Origin of the sequence: Amycolatopsis balhimycina FH 1894, from assembly GCF_000384295.1 — a bacterium.
GTDB classification, from domain to species: domain Bacteria; phylum Actinomycetota; class Actinomycetes; order Mycobacteriales; family Pseudonocardiaceae; genus Amycolatopsis; species Amycolatopsis balhimycina.
In genome coordinates this window covers 6,903,145-6,926,700 of record NZ_KB913037.1, presented here as the reverse complement: position 1 = coordinate 6,926,700, position 23,556 = coordinate 6,903,145, and the positions used below count along the sequence as shown (strand labels likewise).

Sequence of the window (23,556 nt, the reverse complement as noted above, 5' to 3'; positions counted from 1 at the left end):
GACGCAACATCGGCCGTGATTCGATGTCGCTTGTTCTTGCCGGTCAGTACGCGTTGCAGTGGGGACCCGCTGGCCGGGTCACGTGTCACGTCGGGCACACAATTGGCTGTGCGCGAACTCCGCACTCGTGGCAAGGGTTCCGGTCAGGTTCGGCTCAACTCCGGCCGGTGCGGGTCGATTGCTTCTCGTCGTAGTCGAGGCGTGCCTGTTCGACCTCGCCCAGGTTGACGGACCATTCGGCGAGTGTTGCGAACAGCGGTGCCAGGCTGCGTCCCAGTTCGCTGATCTCGTACTCCACCCGGGGTGGGACCTCCGGGTAGTAGGTGCGGCAGACGAGCCCGTCGCGTTCCAGTTGCCGTAGCCGCTGGGTCAGCACCTTGGGCGTGATCGTGGTGATGCGGCGTTCCAGCTCCACGAACCGGTGCCGCCCGTACTCGTTGAGCGTCCACAGAATCGGTGTGGTCCACCGGCTGAAGACGATGTCGACCACCGGGGCGATCGGGCACGCCTGCTCCGGAGCGACCTCAGTTGTGGTCTCGGTCACTGCAACCGTCACTTTCCTATAGGTACCTACTAGCTCCTCGACAGTAGCTTGACCGGGTCCGCAGAAGAAAGCCAGACAGGAGACCGAACATGATCGTGGTGACGGGAGCTACGGGGAATGTCGGGCGACCGCTCGTGCAGGCCCTCATTGAGGCAGGCGAGCCAGTGACAGTCGTTTCCCGAAGGGGGATCGACGTACCGGCGCAAGTCCGGTTTCACCAGGCCGACCTGACCGAGCCGGAAAGCCTCAAGCCCGCCCTCCACGGAGCCGAAGCGCTGTTCCTGCTGACCTCGCCCGACTTCATGGCGAACGGCAATCTCAATGACGTCGTCGATGTCGTGCGGGCAGCCGGCACCCGGCGAGTCGTTCTGCTGTCCTCCCAAGGCGTGGGCTCTGGGCGCCACCCGTCGAATCTGGAAGACGCCGTCAAACAGTCAGGTCTGGAATGGACGATGCTGCGGCCGGGCAACTTCAGCTCCAACGCGCTCGTGTGGGCGGAGATGGTCCGCGCGCAACGGATGGTCGCGGCGCCGTTCGGTGACGTCGCACTGCCGGCCATCGACCCGGCCGACATCGCCGAGGTCGCCGCCATCGCGCTGCGCGAGCCAGGCCACGGGGGCAACATCTACACGCTGACCGGGCCGGTACCGATCTCACCCCGGCAGCAGGCCGCTGCGATCGGGGACGCACTGGGCGAGCCGGTGCGCTTCGTTGAACAGAGCCGCGCGGAAGCGCGGAACCAGATGCTGGGATACATGCCCGAGCCGGTCGTGGAGGCCACCCTTGGCGCCCTCGGCACACCGTCCGCCGTCGAGCAGCGCGTCAGCCCCGATGTCGAGCGGCTCCTCGGCCGCCCGCCTCGCGCCTTCGCCGAATGGGCGGCACGCACCATCACGGCCTTCAAGTGACCCGTCGGCCTCCACTTGCCGGCCTCGGCCGAAGCGGACTCCGATGATCCGAAATGACGCCGCTCGACGTGGCGCAACTCCACCAGTTGCTTGAGCCCGGCTCACCTTTCCTGCGCCGCCCGGTGGACGACGTCGAGCCGGGCCAGCTCGTCGGGCGTGAGCCGGAGGGCCCCGGCGGCCATGTTGTCCTCGAGGTGGTCCGGGGTTCCGGTGCCGGGGATGACGAGCACGTGCGGTCCCCGGTGCAGCGCCCAGGCGAGACGGACCCGCACCGGGCCGGCGCCGTGCGCCCGGGCGATGGCGAGGACTTCCTCGGGCTCGTCGCCACCGGCGCCCGCCTCGCGCCCGGCGCCGGCGATCGCGAAGAAAGGCACGAACGCGACACCCTGCTCGCCGCAGCTGACGAGGAGCGCGTCCTGGTTCCTCCGGTAACCCAGGCCGTACGCGTTCTGCACGCACACCACCGGCGCTACGGCCTGCGCTTGCGCGAGGTGCTCGGGCCGCGCATTGGAGATGCCGAGGTGCCGGATCAGGCCTGCTTGCCGCAGCCCGGCCAGCACCGCGAAGTGCTCGGTGATCGAATCGAGCCCGCCGACCCGGAGATTGACCAGGTCCAGGTGGTCGCGGCCGAGCTGACGCAGGTTCTCTTCGACCTGCCCGCGCAGTTGCCGCGGGGTGGCCATGGGCAGCCATTCACCGGACGAGTCGCGGGCCGGGCCCACCTTGGTGGCGATGACCAGGTCGTCCGGGTAGTGCGCGAGCGCGCGGTTGATCAGCTCGTTGGCCGAACGCAGCGACGAGAAGTAGAACGCCGCCGTGTCGATGTGGTTCACGCCGAGTTCGACGGCGCGGCGCAGCACGGCGATCGCCTGGTCCCGGTCGCGTGGGACGGCGCCGGGAGCGAACGCCTGACCCTGCTGCGGCAATCGCATCGCGCCGAAGCCGATGCGGTTGACCGTCAGGTCACCGAGCGTCCAGGTACCGGCGGTGTCCGCGGCGAAGGTCACGAACGGAGTCTGGCACGGACGCGTTCTCCCCGAGGCGGACCGCCTCAGGCCGGGCCGGCGAGACCGATCAGGTTGCCTTCCGGGTTGGCGAAGTGGGCGACCACCAGGTCCCCGTGATCCGGACCGACCCGCCGACGTTGAACGCCCTGCTGGAAACGCCGTCGGACCTCGGCGCCGCGATCACCGGCGGCCGTGTCGAAATCGACGGCGACCGCGAAGCCGTCCGGCGGCTCCTGCGCGAACGGGAGGAATGACCGCTCGGGCGAAGTCCGGTCCTCACCGCGTGAACGCGGCTTCCCGCACCCGCAGCGAAGGCGCGAGAAACAGAATCCCGAAAGTGACCACGACCGCCGACGACAGCGCCCAGTGCAGGCCGACGCGGGTGGCGAGCGCCCCGACCAGCACCGGCTCGACCAGGAAGCCCAAGTACCCGCAGGCCGCGACGGCAGCGACCGCCCGGCCCGGTGCGTCCGCCTGCTTCCGGCTCGCCACGCTCCACGCGATCGGCACGATCCCGGCCACGCCGAGCCCGACCACCGCGAAGCCGAACACCGCCGCGAGCGGCCACGGCGCGGCGAGGACCACGGCGAATCCCAGCACCGCGACGATGGTCGCCACGCGGACGAACCGCACCGCGCCCGTCCGCGCCACGACGCGGTCGGCCACCAGGCGGACCGCGATCATCGTCCCCGAGAAGGCGAAGTAGCCGAGCGAGGCGAGCGCGGGCGCCGCGCCGGTGACGTCGGCGAGGTACACCGCGCTCCAGCTGTTGACCGCGCCTTCGGCGACGAACCCGCAGAACGCGATCACGCCCAGCGGCACCAGCGCCCGGCTCGGCCACGCGAACGCCGCGTCGCCCTGGCCGCGGTCGGCGCCGGTGAGGAACCGGGTCCGCGCCGCCCACAGCGCGAGCGCGAGCAGGACCGCGCCGGCGACCGGGAAGTGCACGGACACCGGGACTCCCGTGGCCTCCATCAGCGCGTCGACGCCCGAACCCGCGAGGCCGCCGATGTTCCAGAAGGCGTGGAAGCCGGCGAAGATCGGGCGCCCGTAGCCGTCCTCGACGCGGGCCGCGTGCGCGTTCATCGCGACGTCGAGCAGGCTGTTGCCCACCCCGAGCACGACGAGCGCAGCGACGAACACCGGCGCCGCCCACGCGAACGCCACCACCGGCAGCCCGGCGCACAAGACGACCGCGCCCAGCACGACGGCCGCGCGGCTGCCGATCCGGGCGAGCAGCGCCCCCGCGCCCAGCAGCGCCAGCACCGACCCGGCGGCGAGGCCGAACAGGCCGGTCGCCAGTTCGCCCGTGCTCAGCCCGAGCTGCTCCTGCACCGCAGGCACCCGGGCCAGCCAGGTCGCGAACGCCGCGCCGCACACCGCGAACACGACCGAAACGCCCGTGCGGGCCCGCTTCAGCTCCCCAGTCACCCGGCCACCCTACGGATCTTCCGCCCTCCCGCGATGACTGTCCAGGTCCGGGTGCCGTGTCAGGGTCCTGACAGCCGCAGCATGTGTAAGGTTCCTGTCATGAGTGAACCCCCGACCGGCGATCGGCCCGGCTACTTGATCAAACGTGCCCAGCAGGCGTTGAACCAAGCCTGCACCGATCGGCTGCGCCCCGTCGAGTTGTCGATGTCGCAGTACGCCGTGCTGCGGGCGCTCGACGACCACCCTGGTGCGTCGTCGGCCGAACTGGCCCGGATCACCTTCGTCACGCGGCAGTCGCTGCGAGACGTCCTGGGCGGCCTGCGGTCGGCCGGGCTGGTCACCGTCGCCGAGCAGGCCGCCACCGGTCGCGCGCGGCCGGTGGCGTTGACGCCGCCGGGCCGAGCGAAGCTGCGGGCCGCCGAGGACCTCGTCACCGAGGTCGAAACTCGGATGCTCGGCGACCTGTCGGCCGACCAGCGGCGCTATCTGGCGGACCTGCTGCGCACCTGCGTCGACAACCTGGCTTGACGGTCGTCGTATAGTCGGTTCCGACTAATAGGGAGCGACCAGTGCCACGCAAGATTCGCAACACCCTCGCCTTGGCCCTGCTCGGCCTGTTGCTGGAACGCCCGATGCACCCGTACGAAATGGCGTCCACGCTGCGCGAGCGGTACAAGGACTCGACGTTCAAGATCAACCCGGGCTCGCTCTACGACACGGTGGAGTCGCTGGCGAAGCACCGCTGGATCGAGCCCGTCGAAACGGTCCGGGAGGGCAACCGGCCGGAGCGGACCGTCTACGCGCACACCGAACTCGGCCGCCAGGAGTTCATCGCCTGGCTCGACGAACTGGTCCGCGAGCCGGTGGCGGAGTACCCGAAGTTCGTCGCGGCCGTGAGCTACCTCGGCGCGCTCGGCCCGGAACGCGCCGCCGACGCGCTGGAGGAACGCGCGCGCCACCTCGCCGAACGCATCGACGGCGCGGACACGGCGCTGGCCGACACCGTCGGCAAGGGGGCGCCCCGGCTGTTCATGATCGAGGTCGAGTTCGTCCGGCACGCCTGGCGGGCCGAACTCGACTGGGCCAGCCGCACCGCCGCCGAAATCCGGTCCGGCTCCCTGCCCTGGCCCGAACACTTCTGAGGGGAAGACCCGTGCCCGAAACCGATGTCCTCATCGCCGGCGCCGGCCCCGCCGGCCTGCTGCTCGCCGCGGAGCTCGCGCTGGCCGGGGTCCGCACCACGATCGTCGAACGCCACCCCGAGCGCCCGCCGTACTGCCGCGGCTTCAACCTCAACGCGCGCTCGCTGGACCTGCTGGCCCGCCGGGGGCTGGCCGGCGGACTGGTCGCCGAGGGCCACCGGGTGCCCCACGCGCCGGTCACCGGCCTGCCCGGGCCGCTGCTGCTCGCGGACGCGGCGACGGACCACCCGTTCTCCCTGGGCATCCCGCAGACCCGCGTGGAGGAGGTCCTGGAGGCGCGGGCTCTCGACCTCGGCGCCGAAATCCTGCGCGGGCACGAACTGCGGTCGTTCACCCAGGACGGCGACGGCGTCACGTCCGTTGTCCACAATGGACATTTTCGGTCCCGGTACCTCGCGGGGTGCGACGGTGGGCGCAGCACCGTGCGCAAGCAGGCGGGCATCGGCTTCCCCGGCGTCGACGCGCGTTGGTTCGCACTGCTCGGCGACGTCGAATGCGATCTGCCTTACGGGCCAGTCGCCGGGCAGGACGGCCGGAGCTTGTTCGTCATCCCACGGCCCGGGTACGTCCGGATCGTCGTCCGGGAGGACGACCCGCCCGCGGACAAGGACACCCCGGTCACGCTGGACCGGCTCCAGGCGCAGGTGGACGCCGTGCTGGGCCGGCACGTCGAACTGCGGGCACCCCGCTGGCTGAGCCGGTTCGGCGACGCGGCGCGGCTGGCCGAGCGGTACCGCGCGGGCCGGGTGCTGCTGGCGGGCGACGCGGCGCACATCCACCCGCCGGCCGGGGCGATCGGCGTGAACGTCGCCCTCGACGACGCGTTCAACCTGGGCTGGAAGCTCGCGGCGACGGTGCTCGGCACGGCGTCCGCGGGCCTCCTCGACACCTACCACGAGGAGCGGCACGCGGCGGGCGAGCGGATCCTGGCGAACACGCGGGCGCAGGTGGCGCTCGAAGAGGCCGGCGCGGAGCCGTGGGCCGACTTGATGCGCCGCGTCGCCGCGCACCCGGCGGGCAACCGCGCGCTCGCCGAGATCATCACCGGACTGGACGCCTGCTACGAGCCGGCCGGGCACCCGTGGCTGGGCCGCTTGGCGCCGGACGTGCCGTTGACGGTTTCCGGGACCGAAACGCACCTGGCCGCGCTGCTGCGTTCCGGGCGGCCGGTGCTGCTGGACCTGACGGGCACCTTCGCGTCGTGGTCGACGGCGATCGACGTGGTCGCCGCGTCGAGTCCGTCCACTTCGGACGTCGATGCGGTGCTGCTGCGGCCGGACGGGCATGTCGCTTGGGCCGGCACGCCGGGCTCGGGTGCTGCGGGGCTGGCGGAGGCGGTGCGTCGATGGGTCGGCGATGTTCCGGTTCCGGCCTCCGGCTGAGCCGGGTTCAGCTCGGGCGGTCCAGGACCGCCCGCTGCTCGACCCGGCCGTCCAAGGTGAACTTGCTGTGCGGGGTGAAGCCGAGCTTCTCCACCACTCGTGCCGACGCCTTGTTCACCGGTTCGTACACCGCCAGCAGCCGGTCCGCCCAGCCGGCCTCGAAGGCTTTGTCGCGCACCGCCGCCGTTGCTTCCGTCGCGTAGCCGTGGCCCCAGCCCGACGGGGCTATCCACCAGCCCATTTCCACCGCCGGGAGGCCGAGGCCCGACTCCGTTGCGCTGCGGCGGACCAGGGACACCACGCCGTCGAAGGAACCCGGTGCCGTTGATACCGCGAACCAGCCGAAGCCGTGCTCAGCCCAATGCGAGAGCGTTGCCTCGTGCTTGGCGCGCGTGTACTCGCGGGTCCACGGCTCGCCCGTGCCCACGTACCGGACCGTCTCCGGGATCTGGGCAATCGCGAACAGGCCGTCGAAGAAGTCTTCGGACCACGCGTGCAGCGTGAGCCGTTCCGTGGTGATCAGCACCGCGTCCAGTCTAGTGTTCGCCCAGCAGCACGGCGATGCCGTCGAGCTGGCGGCGCAGGCCGAACTCGAAGGCCTCGTCGAGGTCGACGTCCTCGAGGCCGGTCAGCACCTCCGCGAGCACCGGGAACCGGCCCGATTCCAGGTAGCCGGCGAGCAGGGCCATGTCCGACGCGAGCCGCTGATCACCCGTGATGCCGGTGTCCTGTTCGGCCTGCACCTCGAACGCGTTGCTCACCGCCAGCCCGCCGACCCAGCCGTTGAGCGTCATCACCACCTGCAGCTTCACCCGCCGCTTCAGCCCGGTGCCGGCCAGCGCGCGCAGCGACCAGTCGACCAGCCGCAGCCCGGCCGCCAGTACCGGCGGCCGGACCAGCGAATTCAGCAGGATCGGCGCGAGCCACGGGTGGCGCCGGTAGGCCAGCCACTGCGCACGGCCGGCCAGCTCGAGCCGCGGCCGCCACTGCGCCGGGCCCGGTTCCGGCAGCTCCGCCTCCCCGAGCGCCACGTCGGCCATCAGCCGGAGCAGCTCGTCCTTGTCCGGCACGTGCCGGTACAGCGCCATCGGCCCGACGCCCAGCTCGGCGGCGAGCCGTCGCATCGACAGCGCGGCAATGCCTTCGGCGTCGGCCAGCGCGATGGCCGCGCGCACCAGGGCTTCCCGGCCGAGCGGCGGCTTGACCGGCGTCCGGTCGGCGACGACCGTGCCGCTGCCCGGCACCGCGCGCACCCAGCCCTGCTCGCCCAGCGCGGACAGCGCTTTCGCCGCCGTCGCCATCGCGACGCCGAACTCGCGCACCAGCGCGCGGGTCGACGGCACGCGGTCACCCGGCCGCAGCTCCCCCGCGGCGATCCGGCGGCGCAGGTCCGCGGCGATCCGCTGGTACGGCGCTTCGGCCACGAACCCCTCCATCCGTACTAGAACAGTTGGCAGGCAGACCTAGAACGGTTTCAGGGTAGTCCCCCATTACTCAGCGGAAGGATTGCCGTTCGACGACACCGTTCATACGGTTCGAATACACCGTACGAACGAGGGGGAAGCGTGACGACCATCGACCAGCCGGCACCTCAGGTCCGGCACCCGAAACCGTGGTGGCGACGCCCGTGGGTCTTCCCGCTGGGGCTGCTCGTCGCGGTGTTCCTGGTGTATTCGCTCCCGCCCTACCTCGGGCTGGACCCGGCGCGGTCGCGGATCCCGGCCCCCACCGGCTGGTACTACCCCGTCCTCGTCACGCACATCGGCTTCGCGACGATCGCGATGGTCACCTGCGCCCTGCAGATCTGGCCGTGGCTGCGGCAGAAACACCCGGCACTGCACCGCCGCACCGGGCGCGTCTACGTGTTCGCCGGTGCGATCCCGGCGTCGATCGCGGGGTTCACCATCGCGCTCACGGCACCGTTCGGGCCGGTCGGCGCCGTGTCGAACGTCCTGCTCGCGACGCTCTGGTTCGGCTGCACCGTGCAGGGCTACCGGATGGCGCGGGCCCGCCGGTTCGGCGATCACCGCCGCTGGATGGTCCGCAGCTTCGCGCTGTGCATGTCGATCATCAGCAACCGGATCTGGGGCGTGGTGTGGGCGATCGTCCTCGCCCCGCAGGTGGACACCACCTTCGGCGGCAGCGAACTGGCGATGGGCCAGGCGATCGCCGGGATCACGACGTGGACCGGCTGGGTCGTCCCGCTCCTGGCGGCGGAGTGGTGGCTGACGCGGAGCCGGGGACGCAAACCGGCCTGACGGGTTCCCGGTCAGCGGGGTACCCCGATCGGCCTATGGTCCGGACCATATTAATGGTCTATACCAATCATGACCGGAACCCCGTCGTCGTGGAGGTTTCCCCATGCGTCTCCGTTCCCTGCTCGCCACTCTGGCCGGCGTCACCCTGCTGAGCACCGGGCTCGCCGCCCCCGCCGGCGCCGCGGCCGGCTCGCCGATCCCGGTCGGGCCCTACGTCGACATGGGCGCCTGGCCGACACCCAGCCTGTCGGGAATGTCCGCCGCGAGCGGCGTCAAGGGCTTCACGCTCGCGTTCGTCAACTCCTACGGCTGCAAGGCCAGCTGGTTCGGCGCCTACGACCCGCGCACGGCGTGGCAGAAGGACGAGATCACCAAGATCCGCAACGCCGGCGGGGACGTCAAGATCTCCTTCGGCGGCGCGTCCGGCATCGAGCTGGCACAGGCGTGCACCACGTCCGCGCAGGTCGCGGCCGAGTACGACGCCGTCGTCAAGGCGTACGGCCTGAAGTACGCCGACTTCGACATCGAAGGCGCGGCCGTCGCCGATCCTGCGTCGATCGCGCGCCGGTCCCAAGCCTTGAAGACACTCCAAACCAACAACCCCGGCTTGAAGATCTCGCTGACGCTGCCGGTGCTGCCGAACGGCCTCGACGCGAACGGGCTCAACGTCGTCAAGGCGGCCAAGAACGCCGGCGTGAACCTCGACCTGGTGAACATCATGGCCATGGACTACTACCAGGGCGCCGGCGACCAGGGCGCGAAGGCGATCTCGGCGGCCAAGGCGACGCAGGCGCAGCTGAAGTCGCTGTACGGGCTGAGCGACGCGGCGGCGTGGAAGAAGGTCGGCGTGACGCCGATGATCGGCGTCAACGACTCGCAGAACGAGATCTTCTACCAGAAGGACGCGAAGGCGCTGGTCGCCTTCGCCAAGACCGTCCACCTGGGCATGCTGTCGTTCTGGGAGCAGGGCCGCGACGCCAACGCGTGCACCGGCGCGCTCTACAAGTGCACCAACGTGCCGCAGTCGAAGTACGAGTTCGCGAAGATCTTCGCCGGCTACACCGGGTGAGTCACCACCGGGCGGCGTCCGCGAGCAGTGCGTCCCGCACGGCCGCCGGGCCCGCCCGGCACGGCTCGGTCCGCGTCACCGCGAAGAGCGTGTTGATCGGCGGCTCCTCGGGCTCCAGCAGCGCGACCAGCTCGCCGGACGCCAGCTCGTCCGCGCAGAGGTACCGCGGGAGGACGCTGACGCCGAAGCCGGCCAGCACGCACGTCAGGACCGCGCGCAGGTCCGGGACGACGACCGCGGGCCCGGACGGCGGCCGCCCGCCCAGCACCGCACGCCAGTAGCGGCGGATGATCGGCAGGTCCTCGGCGTAGGCCACGAGCGGCGCCGTCCTGGGGTCGCCGTCGAAGCCGTGGCGGGCGACCAGGACGAACTCCTCGTCGGTCAACGGCGTCGCCGTGAACCCGCGGCCGCGGGGCCGGATCGTGGAGACCACCAGGTCGAACCGCCGCTGGACGAGGCCCGCGAGCAGGTCGTCGGCCAGTCCGAACGTCACCCTCAGCCGCAGCCCGGACGCCACCAGGCCACTCAACGCGGGCAGCACCCGCACGGTGGTCAGCTCGGCCGGGCCGGCCAGGTGCACCGGTGCCGCGAACGGGTCCGCCGGGCCCAGCGCGACCTCGGACAGCGCGTCCACGTGCGGAGCGACCCGGGCGGCCAGCTCGTCGGCCGCCGGGGTCGGGGTGACGCCCCGGGCGCGGCGGACGAACAGCTGCCGCCCTAACTGGTCCTCCAAGGCCCTGACCTGCGCGGTCACCGTCGGCTGGGACAACCCCAGCGCCGGCGCCGCGCCGGTCAGCGAACCTGCCCGGTGGACGGCCAGGAACGTCCTCAGCAGGTCGAGGTCCAGCTCAGTCCTCGACCAGCTCGATGTCCACGACGTTCGGGTAGAAGGCGACGTGGTCCTTGATCGGCGCCACCGCGTCGTAGGGCTTCTCGTACGTCCAGATCGCGTTCTCGGCCTTCACGTCACCGGCGTTCAGGCTGTAGTAGCCGGCCTCACCCTTGTACGGGCAGTACGTCTCGTGGCCGGTCCGCTCCAGCACCGCGGAGTCGACGTCCGCCAGCGGGATGTACTGGACCGCCGGGTACGTCGATTCCTGCAGGGTGAGCGCGTTGCGGCTGTCGGCGACGACGCGCCCGCCGGCCTTGACCACCACGCGGGCCTTCGTCGGCTCGACGGTGATCGGGTGGTCCGGGCCCGGCTGCAGAACCTGCTTCGCCATGTCAGCTCCCTAAGAGTCCTGTGTTCTTGTTCCAGCACGCCGGGAGCGTCGGTTATTCCGGCTCGAGGCCGCTCGTCGTCCGTTCGGCACGGCAGAGGAAGGCCACCGGCGATCGCCCGATCCGCGTCAGCACCACCGACGCTTCCGCGGCGCCCCGGGGCTTCAGCCGGCGCCGCAGTGCGTCCGGGTCGACGTCCAGCCCCCGCACGAGGATTTCCAGCCGCCCGACGTCGTGTCGCTTGAGAACGGCCTTCAACGCCTTCTCGCTGTAGGGCCCTTGCTCCAGAATCCGGAAGGCCCGCACACCCGGCGGCGGGGTGTCCCCGGTCAGGTACGCGATGCGCTCGTCCAGCTGCCACAGCCCGTGCCGCGCCGCGTAGTGCCGGACCAGCCCGGCTCGCACGACGGCGCCGTCGGGGTCGACGATCCACTCCCCCGGCTCGCGCTCGGGCAGGTCGTCCGGTTCGGCGTCGGTGACCGTCCACTGTGTCCCGTCCGAACGCAGGACCGTGGCACGCCGGGTGACGCCGTCGCCGAGGCCGCGCCAGAGGCAGGACTCGCGCACCTGGCCGTCCAGGGACACCAGTTCGACCTCGTCCGCCCACGGTGTGAGCGCGAAGTCGAGGCCGGGCGCGCACTTGATCGCCAGCTGACGTCCGGGGTGGGCGTCGACGAGTCCGTCCAGGGGCGGGGCGAAGTCGGCGGGTTTCCACGCCCTGCGTCCGGCGGAGTCGCGGCGGGCCGGATCGGCGACGACGACACCGGAGCGGCTCACCGGGCGCAGCGCGTCGGCGCGCGCGAGCCCGAACGCGACTCCCGCGGCGAGCCCGTTGTGGCGAGCCATTTCCAGCCGCACCGGGTCCACATCGGATCCGAGGGCGCGCCGCGCCACGCGTGCGATCTCGACGAGGTCCGCGCCGACCGAGCACGTGACGTCGTGGACGTCGAGCCCGGTCAGGCGCGCCGCCCGGTGCCGCGCCACGATCGACGCGCTCGCCTGCTGAAGCGCGTCGGAGGTGAAGAGCCAGTCCACACCGGACAGCTTGCCGACGGCTTTCCGGCGCAGCAGCACAGTTTCCAGCACCGCGGCCGCGTACTCCTCGCCCACGAGGCGACGGACGGCGGCGACGGACGCGATGTGATCGGTCAGCGGCAGTGCCGAAACCTCGGCGAGCGCCGCCGCACCCGCGCCGGAGCGCAGGTAAGCGACGTCGCCGAGGCTGAACGAATAACCCAACTCAGGACGGCCGCTTGGTCCCGGTGATCATGACGTTGTAGAACAGCTCGCGCGGCAGGATCTTCGACAGCACCTTCTTGTCCACAGCGGACAGCCGCAGCCACAGCTTGTAGGCGAACAGCCGCCAGCGGACGGTCAGCTTCTCCTGCGGCACCGCGGCCTCGAACGTCCGGATCGGCCAGCCCGCGAGCGCCGCGGCGAACTCCTCGGTGACCGCGTGGACGTCCTGCGCGCCGGCCCCGCGAGCCCACGTCTCCAGCTCCGAGGGATCGAAGGTGTGGATGTCGACGACGGCTTCCAGCGCGGCTGCGCGCGACGACTCGTCGAGCTCCTCCTGCGGACGGCGCCAGCCGCTCAGCGCGGGCAGCTTCGTCACGCGGGTCGTCAGGAACCAGGTGAACTGGCCGAGCTTGCGGGCGTAGAAGTCGCCCACCTTGGTCGGTTCGCCCGCGAAGACGAACCGGCCGCCCGGCTTGAGCACGCGCAGCACCTCGCGGAACGCCGCCTGGACGTCCGGGATGTGGTGCAGCACCGCGTGCCCGACCACCAGGTCGAAGGTGTTGTCGTCGTAGGGGATGCGCTCGGCGTCGGCGACCCGGCCGTCGACGTCGAGGCCGAGCTTCTCCGCGTTGCGCAGCGCGACCTGCACCATGCCGGGCGACAGGTCGGTGACCGAGCCCTTCTTGGCGACGCCGCCCTGCATCAGGTTCAGCAGGAAGAAGCCGGTGCCGCTGCCCAGCTCCATCGCGTGCTGGTAGGGCTGGCCGTCCTCGCCCGCGACGGCGTTGAACACGTCGGTGGCGTAGGAGATGCAGCGCTCGTCGTACGAGATCGACCACTTCTCGTCGTAGGTGCCGGCTTCCCAGTCGTGGTAAAGCACGTTCGCCAGCTTGGGGTCGGCCCAGGCCGCCTGGACCTCTTCGGCGGTGGCGTGCGGGTTCGGGGCCGGGTCGTTCACGTCGGTCAAGGCGTCATTTCCCTTCGAAAGTGGCCTTGCCGGGCCCGTTTTCGATGAACGACTTCATGCCGTTCTTCTGGTCTTCGGTCGCCCAGAGGGCGGCGAACAGGTGCGATTCGAGCTTGAGCCCGTTCGCGAGGTCGGTGTCGAGACCGCCGTCGATGGCCGCCTTCGCCGCGCGCAGCGCGATCGCCGGGCCGCTGGCGAACTGCGAGGCCCATTTGTGCGCGGCCGCGTAGACGTCGTCCGGGGCGACGACCTGGTCGACGATCCCGAGCTGCAGCGCCTCTTCGGCCTTGACGAACCGTCCGGTGTAGACGATGTCCTTGGTCTTGCTCGGGCCGATCAGCCGGGCCAGGCGCTGGGTGCCGCCCGCGCCGGGGATGACGCCGAGCTGGATCTCGGGCTGGCCGACCTTGACGTTGTCGCCGGCGACCCGCCAGTCCGCGGCCAGGGCCAGCTCCAGGCCGCCGCCGAGGGCGTACCCGGTGATGGCGGCGACGACCGGCTTCGGGATGTTCGCGATGGCGGCGACCGTGCCGGTGAGGGTGGCGCCGAACTTCGCGATCTCCGGGTAGGTGCGAGCGGCCATCTCCTTGATGTCCGCGCCACCGGCGAAGGTCTTCTCGCCGCCGTAGAGGATCACCGCGCGGACGTCGTCACGCTCGGACACCTCCTTCGCGAGCTCGGCGAATTCGGCGGTGACCTGGGCGTTCAGGGCGTTGACCGGAGGCCGGTCGAGCCGGATCGTGCCGACTCCGTCCTTGACCTCCAGCGATACGAACTCTCCCACGCCCATTCCTCCTCGGTTGACGAATCGCCTTCGCCTCGAACCACTCTTTACCGGTGAGAGGCCATTCAGCAGAGCCTACCCACCGGTAAGCGTCAGCTTAGCGACGGCGGGCGAAGAAGCGATCGCCGGAGCGCTCCAGCACGAGGTCCTGGTCGAACGTCTTCGACAGGTTTTCGCTGGTGATGACGTCGTCGACCAGGCCGGACACCACCGCGTGGCCGTCGCGCAGCAGCAGCGCGTGGGTGAATCCCGGCGGGATCTCCTCCACGTGGTGGGTGACCAGTACGAGCGCCGGCGCGTCCGGGTCGAGGGCCAGCTCGGACAGCCGGGCGACCAGGTCTTCGCGGCCGCCGAGGTCGAGGCCGGCGGCCGGCTCGTCGAGCAGCAGCATCTCGGGGTCGGTCATCAGCGAGCGGGCGATCAGGGCCCGCTTGCGCTCGCCCTCGGACAGGGTGCCGAAAGTGCGCTCGGCGAGCTGGCCGATGCCCATCGCTTCGAGCAGTTCGGTCGCGCGGGCGGTGTCGAGGGTGTCGTATTCCTCACGCCAGCGGCCGAGCACGGCGTACCCGGCGCTGACCACGACGTCCTTGACCAGCTCGTCGCCCGGCACGCGCTGGGCGATGGCCGCGGAGGTGAACCCGATGCGGGGGCGCAGGTCGAAGATGTTGACCCGGCCGATCCGCTCGCCGAGCAGGTCGACCTCGCCGGTGGTCGGGTGCAGTTCGGCCGCGGCGAGGCGCAGCAGGGTGGTCTTGCCCGCGCCGTTCGGGCCGAGCACCACCCAGCGCTCGTCCAGTTCGACGGTCCAGTCGAGGCCGGCGAGGAGGTCGTTGGTCCCCCGGCGGACGCCGACACCGGCCATCCGGACCACGAGGTCGTCAAGTTCGCTGGGCTGGATCGGCTCGCTCACGAGGCCCATTCTGTCTGCCGTCGCGCGCGCGTGCGCACCCGCCCGGGTGAGACCGCGAACGGGCAGGTCGGAGCGTTCCACGAGGTGGAACGCCGCGGGCAGTACGGCCGGGTTGTGGCAGGATTCCCGCCATGTCCGCCGACGCGCCCGTGCCCCCGGTGACCCGGGGCTCGTTCTGGCGCCGTCGCGCGATCGACCTGCTCCTCGTCGCTTCGGCCGGGTGTACGCGGGCGCGGCTCCGCTGATCCCTCGCGTCCTCTTCCGGCGCGTGCGGTGCCGCGCTGTCCCGGCGTCCGATTCCCCTTCGCGTCCGAGGAGCACCCGCGTTGACCACGTCCATCGTCCGGCCGTCCGTCGAGATCCACCCGCAGCTGACCGACCCGCTGCTGCCCGAGCTGCTGCACCCTTCGCGGCTGCTCTGGACCCCGCGTGAGCTGGCCGACCTGACCAGCACCGTCACCACCGAGCTGACCGCGGGCCTGCGGGGCATCCTGCGGTTCGACGAAGACCGCCGCTGGTGGGCCCGGCTGGCCCTGACCGACGGCGTCGAGCTGTGGCTGCTGTCGTGGCTGCCCGGCCAGCGCACGAAGCCACACGACCACGGCGGCGCGTCCGGCTCGTTCACGGTCCTGCAGGGCGAGCTCGGCGAGGAGTACCGCTACCCGGGCGGCCCGATCCGGCGCCGTACGCACGTCACCGGCGAAGCCATCGGCTTCGGCGCGGGCCGCGCCCACCAGGTCACCGGAATCGGCGACCAGCCCGCGGCGAGCGTCCACGCGTACTCGCCGCCGCTGGTGTCGACGCGGGAGTACACCTCGCTCGCCGACGTTCCGGCGGAGATCCCGCCGCTGCCCGCTATCGTCCACGGATGAGCGCCATCGATTCTTTCTTGACGCAGGCCCGGTCCGGCCTGCACCGGGTCGGCCCGGCGCGCGCCCTCGAGCTGCAGGAAGCGGGCGCGCTGCTCGTCGACATCCGGCCGTTCGCGAACCGGCAGGCCGAGGGCGAGATCCCGGGCGCGGTGATCGTCGAGCGGATCCACCTGGAGTGGCGGCTGGCCCCGGACAGCGAGTGGCGGCTTCCGCCGGTGACCCCGGAGTCGACGGTGATCGTGCTGTGCAACGAGGGGTACTCGTCGAGCTTGGCGGCGGCGGACCTGCAACGGCTGGGGCTGCGCAACGCGACGGATCTCGAAGGCGGGTTCCGTGCCTGGGCCGCCGCCGGCCTGCCCGTGCAGACCGGCGGCAGCCCAGCGGTGCCTTAGGCCAGTGCCGGTGCGACCTGCGAGGCGAACAGGTCGATGCCCGAGCGGTCGTACGCCGCCTCCGGGAAGTTGAAGATCGCGTACGACATGCCCAGCTCGCCCATCGCCGCGAGCTTCTCGGTGACCTGCTCGGGCGTGCCCGTGGTCGGGCTGCTGACGAAGACACCGTGCCAGCGCTCGGCCGCGTCCGCCGGGGCGTACTTCTCCAGGTGGGACTTCAGCCAGGCCAGTTTGTCCTGGACGTCCTTTTCGGTCTCGCCGATCACCACGTTGTGGTTGGCCGACCGGACGATCGCGTCGAAGTCGGTGCCGACGTCCTTGCAGTGCGCGGCGAGGATCTCCGACTTGCGGGTGAACGTCTCCGGGTCGGCGGCGAAGTTCGTGTACTTCGCGTACTTCGCGGCGATCCGGAGCGTCTTCTTCTCGCCGCCGCCGGCGATCCACAGCGGGAGGCCGCCTTCCTGCGGCGGCAGCGGGCGCAGGATGGCACCGTCCGTCCGGTAGTGCTTGCCGTCCAAAGTGGACGTTCCGGTGGTCCAGAGGTCGCGCATGATCCGCACGCCCTCGTCGAGCTGGCCGAGCCGCTCGCCGGCGCCCGGGAAGCCGTAACCGTAGGCGCGCCACTCGTGCTCGTACCAGCCGGCGCCGATGCCCATCTCGACGCGGCCGCCCGAGATCGTGTCCGCGGTCGCGGCCACCTTCGCCAGGTAGGCCGGGTTGCGGTACCCCATGCAGGTGCACATCTGGCCGAGGCGCACGGTCTCCGTCGCGGCGGCGAACGCCGAGATCAGTGACCAGGCCTCGTGCGTGGCTTCCTCGGTCGGGACCGGCACCGTGTGGAAGTGGTCGTAGACCCAGATCGATTCGAAGGGCCCTGCCTCCGCGTGTTTCGCGAGGCCGAGCATGGTCTTCCAGTGGTCCGCGGGATCGATGCCGGCGAGGTCGAGGCGCCAGCCCTGCGGGACGAACATTCCGAAGCGCATGCGTTCAACTTAACGCCGCCGGAAGCCACACGCGTCGTGATTTCCGGCTGGAGCGACTCCAGGTCAGGACCCTCGCGCGAAGAAGTCCAAGACCGCGTCGGAGAGATCCTGCACGTACCGCGGGTCGCCGAACCGCGGCACCCGGCGCTCGTCCGACAGCGCGCGCTCCGGTGCCGCGGTAACCGGAACGGAAACGGGCTCGGGCAACGCTGTGCGGATCGCTTCGAACCCGCGCGCGGCCTCGCGCCACGCCGTTTCGAGGCACTCGGCGGCCTCGACGCGCTGCTGTTCCAGCCGGGCGAGGGCGTCGGACGCCGTCTCGTACCGTCGGCGGGCGGCCAGCTCGGCCAGGATCCGGACATAGTTCTCCGCGGCGCCCGCCGCCGCTTCGTAAGCCGCCGCGCCCGTCCGGCACTGCTTGGCCACTTGGTCGCGCAGCTCGCCGTAGGCGTCGGCTGCCCGGCCGGCCCAGCCTTCGGGCGCCACCGACCGCAGGTCGGACGCCAGCTCGTCCAGCATCTCCGCGATGTCGGCGAGCCGGACCGCCTCGTCCTGCAGCAGCTTGATCGTCCCCGGCGACCACGTCCGGTCCGGTCCCATGTCCCCCTCGCTCAGTCCGCCGTGCCGGGTTCGGAGGCGAGCCGCTCGAGCCGCTCGCGGACCTCGTCCTGGTAGTCCACGTAGCGGCGGGCCGCCGTCTCCAGCCGCTCGCCGAGCCCTTCGATGTCGGACAGCAGGATCTTGGTCGCGGCGGACGACGCTCGCTGCAGGTCTTCCAGCGCCGCCGCGAGCAGCGCGTCGCCGACGAGCTCGGGCCGGGCCGAATACCGCAGTGCCGCCCGGTCGCGGGCGTCCCGCGCCAGCGAGCCGAGCCAGCTCGCGGCGGCACTCAGCCTGGCGGGATCGGCTTCGTAGCCGTTCATTCGTGGCAGGTCCTTGTCGTCAGCGGCGGACGGTGATCGACCTGGCGAGCAGGAAATGGGGCAGCGCCTGCGACTCGGCGGCCCCCGTGGCCCGCCGGCTGCTCGGGTTGACGAGGATGCCGGCGGGCTCCGGCCGCACGAGCGCAGTGCCCACGAGCTCCCGTCCCTTGCGGACGATCTCCGCAGGCCACGGCGCGCCCGTGACCGCGCGGTATTCGGCCAGCCTGGCCGGGGTGTCGAAAACGCAGACCCACGAGCCCCGCGGCCCGAGCGCGACGGGCACCGGGTCGCCGTCCGGACCGGTCGGGACGCACCAGGTGCGAGCGGCGAACGCACTGACGAAGCCGGGGTCCGGGAAAGCGTCTTCCGGCGGCGGCCCGCTTTCGCGCCGATCGGATTCCTCAGTCGCCGGGCTCGGCTCGAACCGGCGTTCCGCCCGCCGGACATCGTCGGGCGAGAGCACCGGCTGCAGCCCACCGAGGCTTTTCGCCAGCGCCTTCTGGAACGGCTCGAGCCACCGGTCGCACGTCCGTGGCGAAGGAGCGCCGGACAGGTTCTTCAGCCGGTCGCCCTTGTTGCCGGCCAGCGGCCGGGATTCCGTGTTGTACGCGGCCCGCACGATCTGTTCGAGCTTCGGCCGGTTCACCTGGTCGAGCACCGCCTCGAGCCGCAGGAACACGATCGCGGCCACCCGGCACGGCGGGTCGTCGTCGGCGATGTGCCAGACCCGCCGCAGGTCGGGGCCGAGATCGCCGTGGAGGTCGAGCCGCCGGACCCCGTCGCCCTTCTGCAGGCTCGCGGCGGCGTCGGCGGCGCGCCCGACCGCGGCGGCGGGCTTCCCACCACCGTTCCCAGGCCGCGTCGTGCCGATCATCGCCCTCCCCCTACCCCTATCGAAGTGAGCATCATAAAGGACCGATCCCCCATTCGTGCAACGCGTGTTCGGTGCCGCGGACAACGAAGATAAATCGGTCTGACCTGCGGTTTTGCCAATTCCATGACATTTCCCGGACAGCGGCGGCGCGGCTTTCGCCATGACGGGTTTTCCCGTCACGGCAAACCGTACGTCCGTTCCCTGACTTGTTCCTGACCGAAAGCGCTGATCACGAGCCCGGAATGGGCCGGTGTGCCTACGGTGGATTTCGGCGGCCGCACCGGAAGCGGCCCACGAACCCGGGGAGAACCATGGAGAACACCCTGATCGTCCTGGTCACCGCGCTCGCCTTCCTGGCGGGCGTCCTGACCGCGACGATGGCGACCACCTGGTGGGCGCGAAACCGCTACAGCGAGGTGCGCCGCGGGACGGCGTGCGGGCGTCCGGGCACCTGCTGCCGCACCGCGACGCGCTGGTGAGCCGGGCGGGCGCTAGGCCAGGACGACGCGGGCGAGCTCCGCCGGCGCCGCCAGCAGGCCGTGCTTCGGGAGCACCCGGACCGTGTAGCCGATCGACCCCGGCCGCGGGAGCTTCAGGCGGGCCGCGAACGCGCCGATGCCGTCGGCGGTCATCGGGACCGTCACCGTGTCGCGCAGCTCGTCGTCGTCGCCGACGCGGCCGACCACCGCCTGGATGTCCACTTCGGACGGATCAAGGCCGGCCAGGTCGATGCGGGCCCTGATCGTCACCTCGGTGCCGACGACCAGGCGCTCGGACGCCTCCACCAGCAGCTCCGAGTCGAAGATCCGCAGCCGCGGCCACGACACCTCGAGCTTGGTGCGGTAGTCCGCCAGCGACAGGGCGCCGCGGTAGGCGTCACCGGTCGCCGCCGCGACCATCCGGGATGCCGGGAGGTAGCCGTTGTCGACGTACTCGCGGACCATCCGGGACGCCTGGACCCGCGGGCCCAGCGTCTCCAGTGTGTGCCACACCATCGACAGCCAGCCAGTGGGCACGCCGCCGTCCGAGCGGTCGTAGAACAGCGGCGCGATCTGCTGGCCGAGCAGCTCGTACAGCGCCGCGGCCTCGAGGTCGTCGCGGCGCAGGGGATCGGCGACGCCGTCGGCGGTCGGGATCGCCCAGCCGTTGCTGCCGTCGTAGCACTCGTCCCACCAGCCGTCGCGGATCGACAGGTTCAGCCCGCCGTTCAGCGCCGACTTCATCCCCGACGTCCCGCACGCTTCCAGCGGCCGCACCGGGTTGTTCAGCCAGACGTCGCAGCCTCGGTAGAGGTACCGCGCCATCGACATGTCGTAGTCGGGCAAGAAGACGATCCGGTGCCGCACGTCCGCGCCGTCGACGAACCGGACGATCTGCTGGATCAGCTGCTTGCCGTTGTCGTCGGCCGGGTGGGACTTGCCGGCGACGACGACCTGGATCGGCCGGTCCTCGTGCAACAGCAGCGTGCGCAGCCGGTCCGGGTCGCGCAGCATCAGCGTCAGCCGCTTGTACGTCGGGACGCGCCGGGCGAACCCGACGGTCAGCACGTCCGGGTCGAACACGGAGTCCACCCAGCCCAGCTCCAGCGGTGACGCGCCGCGCTGCAGCCAGGCCGCGCGCACCCGGCGCCGCACCTCGTGGACCAGCTTCTCGCGCAGCTCGCGCCGCAGCTCCCACAGCTGGGCGTCGGAAACGCCGTCGCGCAGCGGCCCCTCGCCGACGTCGAGCCCCCACTCGCGCCCGAGCAGCGTGCTCAGTTCGCGAGCGACCCACGTCGGGCCGTGGACGCCGTTCGTCACCGACGAGATCGGCACCTCGTCGTGGTCGAATCCGGGCCACAGCCGGGAGAACATCTTGCGCGTGACGCGCCCGTGCAGCTGCGACACGCCGTTCGCGCGCTGCGCCAGCCGCAGGCCCATGTGCGCCATGTTGAACAGGCCGGGGTTGTCCTCGGCGCCGAGGGCGAGCACGCGCCGCGGGTCGATGTCCGGCACCAGCCTGCCGTCGTTGAAGTAGCGCTGCACCAGGTCCACCGGGAACCGGTCGATGCCGGCGCTGACCGGGGTGTGCGTGGTGAACAGCGTCCCGGCCCGGACCGCGGGCATGGCTTCGTCGAACGCGAGGCCGTCGGCCTGGACGATCTCGCGGGCCCGCTCCAGCCCGAGGAAGCCCGCGTGCCCCTCGTTCGTGTGAAACACCATCGGCTGCGGGTGGCCGGTCAGCTCGCAGTACTTCCGGACCGCGCGGAACCCGCCGATGCCGGCCAGGATCTCCTGCCGCAGCCGGTGGTCGGCGTCGCCGCCGTAGAGCCGGTCGGTGACGCCGCGCAGGTCTTCGTCGTTGGCCTCGGTGTCGGTGTCGAGCAGCAGCAGCGGCACCCGCCCGACGCGGGCCTGCCAGATCTGCGCGCACAGCTCGCGCCCGCCCGGCATCGCGACGCCGATCAGCACCGGCCGCCCGCCGGCGGTCAGCAGCTCCAGCGGGAACGCGTTCGGGTCGATCACCGGGTAGTGCTCGACCTGCCAGCCGTCGAGCGACAGCGACTGCCGGAAGTAGCCGTTGCGGTAGAGCAGCCCGACGCCGATCATCGGCACGCCCAGGTCGGACGCGGCCTTGAGGTGGTCGCCTGCCAGGACGCCGAGGCCGCCGGAGTAGTTCGGCAGGGCTTCGGTGACGCCGAACTCCATGGAGAAGTAGGCGACGGCGGGCGGGAGGTCGTCGTCCCGTTGCTGGTACCAGCGCGGCTCCGACAAGTACCTGTCGAGGTCCTCGGCCGCGGCTCTCGCGCGTTCGAGGAAGTCGTCGTCGACGGCGAGCTCGTCGAGCCGGGCGGGCGGCAGCGCGGTGAGCATCCGCAGCGGGTCGCGCACGGCGTTGAACAGCTCGGCGTCCATCGACGCGAACAGGTCGCGCGTCGGCGGGTGCCACGTCCAGCGCAGGTTGGTGGCCAGCGCGCCCAGTCCGGACAGGGACTCCGGGAGGCTGGCGCGAACGGTGAACCGGCGGACTGCACGCATGGGAAGCGACGATATCGGGCTGCGGCCCGCGCTGCGCAGGGACTAGTTCGGGGATAACGCGCACGCCCCGCGTAAGCCCTGGGTAGGGTCCTGCCGTCGGGTACGGGTGGGCACGAGAGCGAGTGAACGAAGATGATCCCAGGGGGAGGACGGCGCGCGCTGGTCGCGTTGCTCGCGGTTGCGGCCGTGGCCGTGAGCGGGTGCAGCGGGAAGGGTGGTTCCGGGCCGGTCAAAGACACCGGTGCCGGGTCCGTCGCCGGGCTGGCGGTGACGCACTTCGAGAGCGGCCTCAAGCCGGACGCGCCGACGCCGCAGATCGACGTCCGCAACGCCGCGGGCACCGAGGACGACAAGCTCGCCACCGCCGCGATCGACGACGTCCAGACGTACTGGGGCGAGCGGCTGCCCGCCGACTTCGGGCAGCAGTTCGAGCCGGTGAAGTCGCTGCTGTCCTACGACTCGCAGACCGACACCGAACAGACCGGCTGCGGCAGCGTGAAGAAGCTCGTCAACGCGTTCTACTGCGCGGCCGACGACTCGGTGGCCTGGGACCGCGGCGTGCTGCTGCCGATGCTGCGCCAGCGGTTCGGCCCGATGTCCGTGGTCGTCGTGCTGGCGCACGAGTTCGGCCACGCGGTCCAGTACCGGCTCGGCGACAAGGCCGGGCTGACCAAGAGCACCCCGACCGTGGTCAAGGAGCAGCAGGCCGACTGCTTCGCCGGCGGCTACTTCCGCTGGGTCGCCGAGGACAAGAGCAAGTACTACCGGGTGTCGACGTCCGAGGGCCTGAACCAGGTGATGGCCGCGATGTTCCTGATCCGCGACCAGGCGGGCACCAGCGGCGCCGACCGCGGCGCGCACGGCACGGCGTTCGACCGCACGTACGCGTTCCAGGCCGGGTTCGAGAAGGGCCCCAAGGAGTGCGCGGGGATGACCACGGAGAACGTCAAGGCGCGGCTCACCGAGCGCCCGTTCGACAAGGGCGACAAGGGCAAGGGCGACGCGAAGTTCGACGGCAAGACCGTCGACCTGCTGAAGAAGAGCCTTGACGAGGCGTTCCAGCGGGCCGGGGTGGCCGGGCCGGCGATCACCGACGGCGGCAGCTGCCAGACCACGCCGCCGGCCTCGTACTGCCCGAACGACAACACCGTGAGCATCGACATGGCCAAGCTGGCCCAGCTCGCCCAGCCGATCGACCGCGCGGCCGAGATGAAGGGCGAGGACCCGGGCGGCATGGGTGACTTCGCGGCGTTCTCCGAGGTCGCTTCGCGGTACGCGCTGGGCATCCAGAAGGGCGTCGGCGCGTCGATCGACAACGCCAACGCGGGCCTGCGCACGGCCTGCCTGGTGGGTGCGTGGGCGGCGTTCACCAACCGCCCGGGCGACCTGCGCCTGTCGGCGGGTGACCTCGACGAGGCCATCGCGGACCTCCTGCAGCCGGAGAGCCTCGTGTCGGCGGACGTCAACGGGAAGCGCCCGGACAGCGGTTTCGACCGGGTCGAGTCGCTGCGCCGCGGTTACCTCGAAGGCTCGTCGGTCTGCTCGAAGCAGTACGCCTGAGCTGTGCGAAGGC

General features: G+C 71.4%; 27 protein-coding genes. 11 read left to right on the top strand and 16 right to left on the bottom strand.

Translation table 11 applies throughout. The features are described from left to right. Positions 1-154: 154 nt before the first annotated feature. The gene (locus A3CE_RS0131775) at positions 155-544 is read right to left on the bottom strand and encodes a winged helix-turn-helix transcriptional regulator (protein WP_020644143.1); all 390 of its coding nucleotides are present in this window, start codon (positions 542-544) and stop codon (positions 155-157) included. An 89-nt stretch (positions 545-633) separates the two neighbouring features. On the opposite strand from A3CE_RS0131775, the gene A3CE_RS0131770 reads away from it, so the two are divergent. After that, entirely contained in the window at positions 634-1,452 is an 819-nt protein-coding gene (locus tag A3CE_RS0131770; protein ID WP_026469076.1) for an NAD(P)H-binding protein, read from the top strand. A gap of 101 nt (positions 1,453-1,553) precedes the next feature. Here the strand turns inward: A3CE_RS0131770 and A3CE_RS0131765 are convergent, their stop codons facing one another. Next, a complete protein-coding gene (locus A3CE_RS0131765; RefSeq protein ID WP_020644141.1) occupies positions 1,554-2,459 on the bottom strand; it encodes an oxidoreductase in 906 nt (301 codons plus the stop codon). A 92-nt stretch (positions 2,460-2,551) separates the two neighbouring features. Here A3CE_RS0131765 and A3CE_RS55500 point away from each other — a divergent pair, with 92 nt between their 5' ends. Next, positions 2,552-2,713, top strand: coding sequence for a hypothetical protein (locus A3CE_RS55500; RefSeq protein WP_020644140.1), 162 nt, complete (start codon positions 2,552-2,554; stop codon positions 2,711-2,713). A 22-nt stretch (positions 2,714-2,735) separates the two neighbouring features. On the opposite strand, the gene A3CE_RS0131755 is transcribed toward A3CE_RS55500, so the two are convergent. Beyond that, entirely contained in the window at positions 2,736-3,890 is a 1,155-nt protein-coding gene (locus A3CE_RS0131755) for an MFS transporter (protein WP_020644139.1), read from the bottom strand. A 99-nt stretch (positions 3,891-3,989) separates the two neighbouring features. Here A3CE_RS0131755 and A3CE_RS0131750 point away from each other — a divergent pair, with 99 nt between their 5' ends. The 3 genes from A3CE_RS0131750 to A3CE_RS0131740 are packed head-to-tail and all read left to right on the top strand — an operon-like array spanning position 3,990 to position 6,474. Next, positions 3,990-4,418 carry a MarR family winged helix-turn-helix transcriptional regulator gene (locus A3CE_RS0131750; protein ID WP_020644138.1) on the top strand — a complete coding sequence of 143 codons (429 nt, stop codon included), beginning with the start codon at positions 3,990-3,992 and terminating at the stop codon, positions 4,416-4,418. Between the two features lie 41 nt (positions 4,419-4,459). Further along, the gene (locus A3CE_RS0131745) at positions 4,460-5,032 is read left to right on the top strand and encodes a PadR family transcriptional regulator (protein WP_020644137.1); all 573 of its coding nucleotides are present in this window, start codon (positions 4,460-4,462) and stop codon (positions 5,030-5,032) included. Between the two features lie 11 nt (positions 5,033-5,043). After that, on the top strand, positions 5,044-6,474 hold the full coding sequence (locus A3CE_RS0131740) for an FAD-dependent monooxygenase (protein WP_020644136.1): 1,431 nt from the start codon (positions 5,044-5,046) through the stop codon (positions 6,472-6,474). 7 nt (positions 6,475-6,481) lie between these two features. Here the strand turns inward: A3CE_RS0131740 and A3CE_RS0131735 are convergent, their stop codons facing one another. After that, positions 6,482-7,000: a GNAT family N-acetyltransferase gene (locus A3CE_RS0131735; protein WP_020644135.1), complete on the bottom strand. Its 519-nt coding sequence runs from the start codon at positions 6,998-7,000 to the stop codon at positions 6,482-6,484. A gap of 10 nt (positions 7,001-7,010) precedes the next feature. Continuing rightward, positions 7,011-7,898, bottom strand: a complete 888-nt coding sequence (locus A3CE_RS0131730; RefSeq protein ID WP_026469075.1) for a TetR/AcrR family transcriptional regulator C-terminal domain-containing protein — start codon at positions 7,896-7,898, stop codon at positions 7,011-7,013. A gap of 141 nt (positions 7,899-8,039) precedes the next feature. On the opposite strand from A3CE_RS0131730, the gene A3CE_RS0131725 reads away from it, so the two are divergent. Further along, complete coding sequence (locus A3CE_RS0131725; protein WP_020644133.1) at positions 8,040-8,732, top strand: DUF2306 domain-containing protein; 693 nt, start codon at positions 8,040-8,042, stop codon at positions 8,730-8,732. A 103-nt stretch (positions 8,733-8,835) separates the two neighbouring features. Next, a complete protein-coding gene (locus tag A3CE_RS0131720) occupies positions 8,836-9,801 on the top strand; it encodes a chitinase (RefSeq protein WP_020644132.1) in 966 nt (321 codons plus the stop codon). Position 9,802: 1 nt separating this feature from the next. Here the strand turns inward: A3CE_RS0131720 and A3CE_RS0131715 are convergent, their stop codons facing one another. The 6 genes from A3CE_RS0131715 to A3CE_RS0131690 all read right to left on the bottom strand — a co-directional run bounded on the left by A3CE_RS0131715 (position 9,803) and on the right by A3CE_RS0131690 (position 14,931). After that, positions 9,803-10,633 (bottom strand): LysR family transcriptional regulator, encoded by an 831-nt coding sequence (locus A3CE_RS0131715; protein ID WP_260473806.1) that lies wholly within the window; start codon positions 10,631-10,633, stop codon positions 9,803-9,805. A 16-nt stretch (positions 10,634-10,649) separates the two neighbouring features. After that, the gene (locus A3CE_RS0131710) at positions 10,650-11,024 is read right to left on the bottom strand and encodes a DUF427 domain-containing protein (RefSeq protein ID WP_020644130.1); all 375 of its coding nucleotides are present in this window, start codon (positions 11,022-11,024) and stop codon (positions 10,650-10,652) included. A gap of 52 nt (positions 11,025-11,076) precedes the next feature. Continuing rightward, positions 11,077-12,261, bottom strand: coding sequence for a class I SAM-dependent methyltransferase (locus A3CE_RS0131705; protein WP_020644129.1), 1,185 nt, complete (start codon positions 12,259-12,261; stop codon positions 11,077-11,079). Between the two features lies 1 nt (position 12,262). Beyond that, positions 12,263-13,228, bottom strand: coding sequence for a class I SAM-dependent methyltransferase (locus A3CE_RS0131700; protein WP_020644128.1), 966 nt, complete (start codon positions 13,226-13,228; stop codon positions 12,263-12,265). Positions 13,229-13,232: 4 nt separating this feature from the next. Further along, complete coding sequence (locus A3CE_RS0131695; protein ID WP_026469073.1) at positions 13,233-14,012, bottom strand: enoyl-CoA hydratase/isomerase family protein; 780 nt, start codon at positions 14,010-14,012, stop codon at positions 13,233-13,235. Between the two features lie 97 nt (positions 14,013-14,109). Next, a complete protein-coding gene (locus A3CE_RS0131690) occupies positions 14,110-14,931 on the bottom strand; it encodes an ABC transporter ATP-binding protein (RefSeq protein ID WP_020644126.1) in 822 nt (273 codons plus the stop codon). Between the two features lie 317 nt (positions 14,932-15,248). On the opposite strand from A3CE_RS0131690, the gene A3CE_RS0131680 reads away from it, so the two are divergent. Both A3CE_RS0131680 and A3CE_RS0131675 read left to right on the top strand, forming a co-directional pair. Beyond that, the gene (locus A3CE_RS0131680; protein WP_020644124.1) at positions 15,249-15,794 is read left to right on the top strand and encodes a cysteine dioxygenase; all 546 of its coding nucleotides are present in this window, start codon (positions 15,249-15,251) and stop codon (positions 15,792-15,794) included. Beyond that, positions 15,791-16,186, top strand: coding sequence for a rhodanese-like domain-containing protein (locus A3CE_RS0131675; RefSeq protein WP_020644123.1), 396 nt, complete (start codon positions 15,791-15,793; stop codon positions 16,184-16,186). The genes A3CE_RS0131680 and A3CE_RS0131675 overlap by 4 nt, the downstream gene beginning before the upstream one ends. Here the strand turns inward: A3CE_RS0131675 and A3CE_RS0131670 are convergent. From A3CE_RS0131670 to A3CE_RS0131655, 4 genes are all read right to left on the bottom strand, one after another. Further along, the gene (locus A3CE_RS0131670) at positions 16,183-17,169 is read right to left on the bottom strand and encodes an LLM class F420-dependent oxidoreductase (protein WP_020644122.1); all 987 of its coding nucleotides are present in this window, start codon (positions 17,167-17,169) and stop codon (positions 16,183-16,185) included. The genes A3CE_RS0131675 and A3CE_RS0131670 overlap by 4 nt on opposite strands. 63 nt (positions 17,170-17,232) lie before the next feature. Continuing rightward, the gene (locus A3CE_RS51935) at positions 17,233-17,769 is read right to left on the bottom strand and encodes a putative T7SS-secreted protein (protein WP_020644121.1); all 537 of its coding nucleotides are present in this window, start codon (positions 17,767-17,769) and stop codon (positions 17,233-17,235) included. A gap of 11 nt (positions 17,770-17,780) precedes the next feature. After that, positions 17,781-18,092, bottom strand: coding sequence for a hypothetical protein (locus A3CE_RS0131660; RefSeq protein WP_020644120.1), 312 nt, complete (start codon positions 18,090-18,092; stop codon positions 17,781-17,783). A gap of 19 nt (positions 18,093-18,111) precedes the next feature. Next, a complete protein-coding gene (locus A3CE_RS0131655) occupies positions 18,112-18,966 on the bottom strand; it encodes a hypothetical protein (RefSeq protein ID WP_020644119.1) in 855 nt (284 codons plus the stop codon). Between the two features lie 311 nt (positions 18,967-19,277). Here A3CE_RS0131655 and A3CE_RS56795 point away from each other — a divergent pair, with 311 nt between their 5' ends. After that, on the top strand, positions 19,278-19,445 hold the full coding sequence (locus A3CE_RS56795) for a hypothetical protein (RefSeq protein WP_020644118.1): 168 nt from the start codon (positions 19,278-19,280) through the stop codon (positions 19,443-19,445). Positions 19,446-19,457: 12 nt separating this feature from the next. On the opposite strand, the gene glgP is transcribed toward A3CE_RS56795, so the two are convergent. Then, a complete protein-coding gene (gene glgP, locus A3CE_RS0131645; protein WP_020644117.1) occupies positions 19,458-21,983 on the bottom strand; it encodes an alpha-glucan family phosphorylase in 2,526 nt (841 codons plus the stop codon). 132 nt (positions 21,984-22,115) lie between these two features. Here glgP and A3CE_RS0131640 point away from each other — a divergent pair, with 132 nt between their 5' ends. Continuing rightward, positions 22,116-23,543 carry a neutral zinc metallopeptidase gene (locus A3CE_RS0131640; protein ID WP_043791182.1) on the top strand — a complete coding sequence of 476 codons (1,428 nt, stop codon included), beginning with the start codon at positions 22,116-22,118 and terminating at the stop codon, positions 23,541-23,543. The last annotated feature ends 13 nt before the right edge of the window (positions 23,544-23,556 follow it).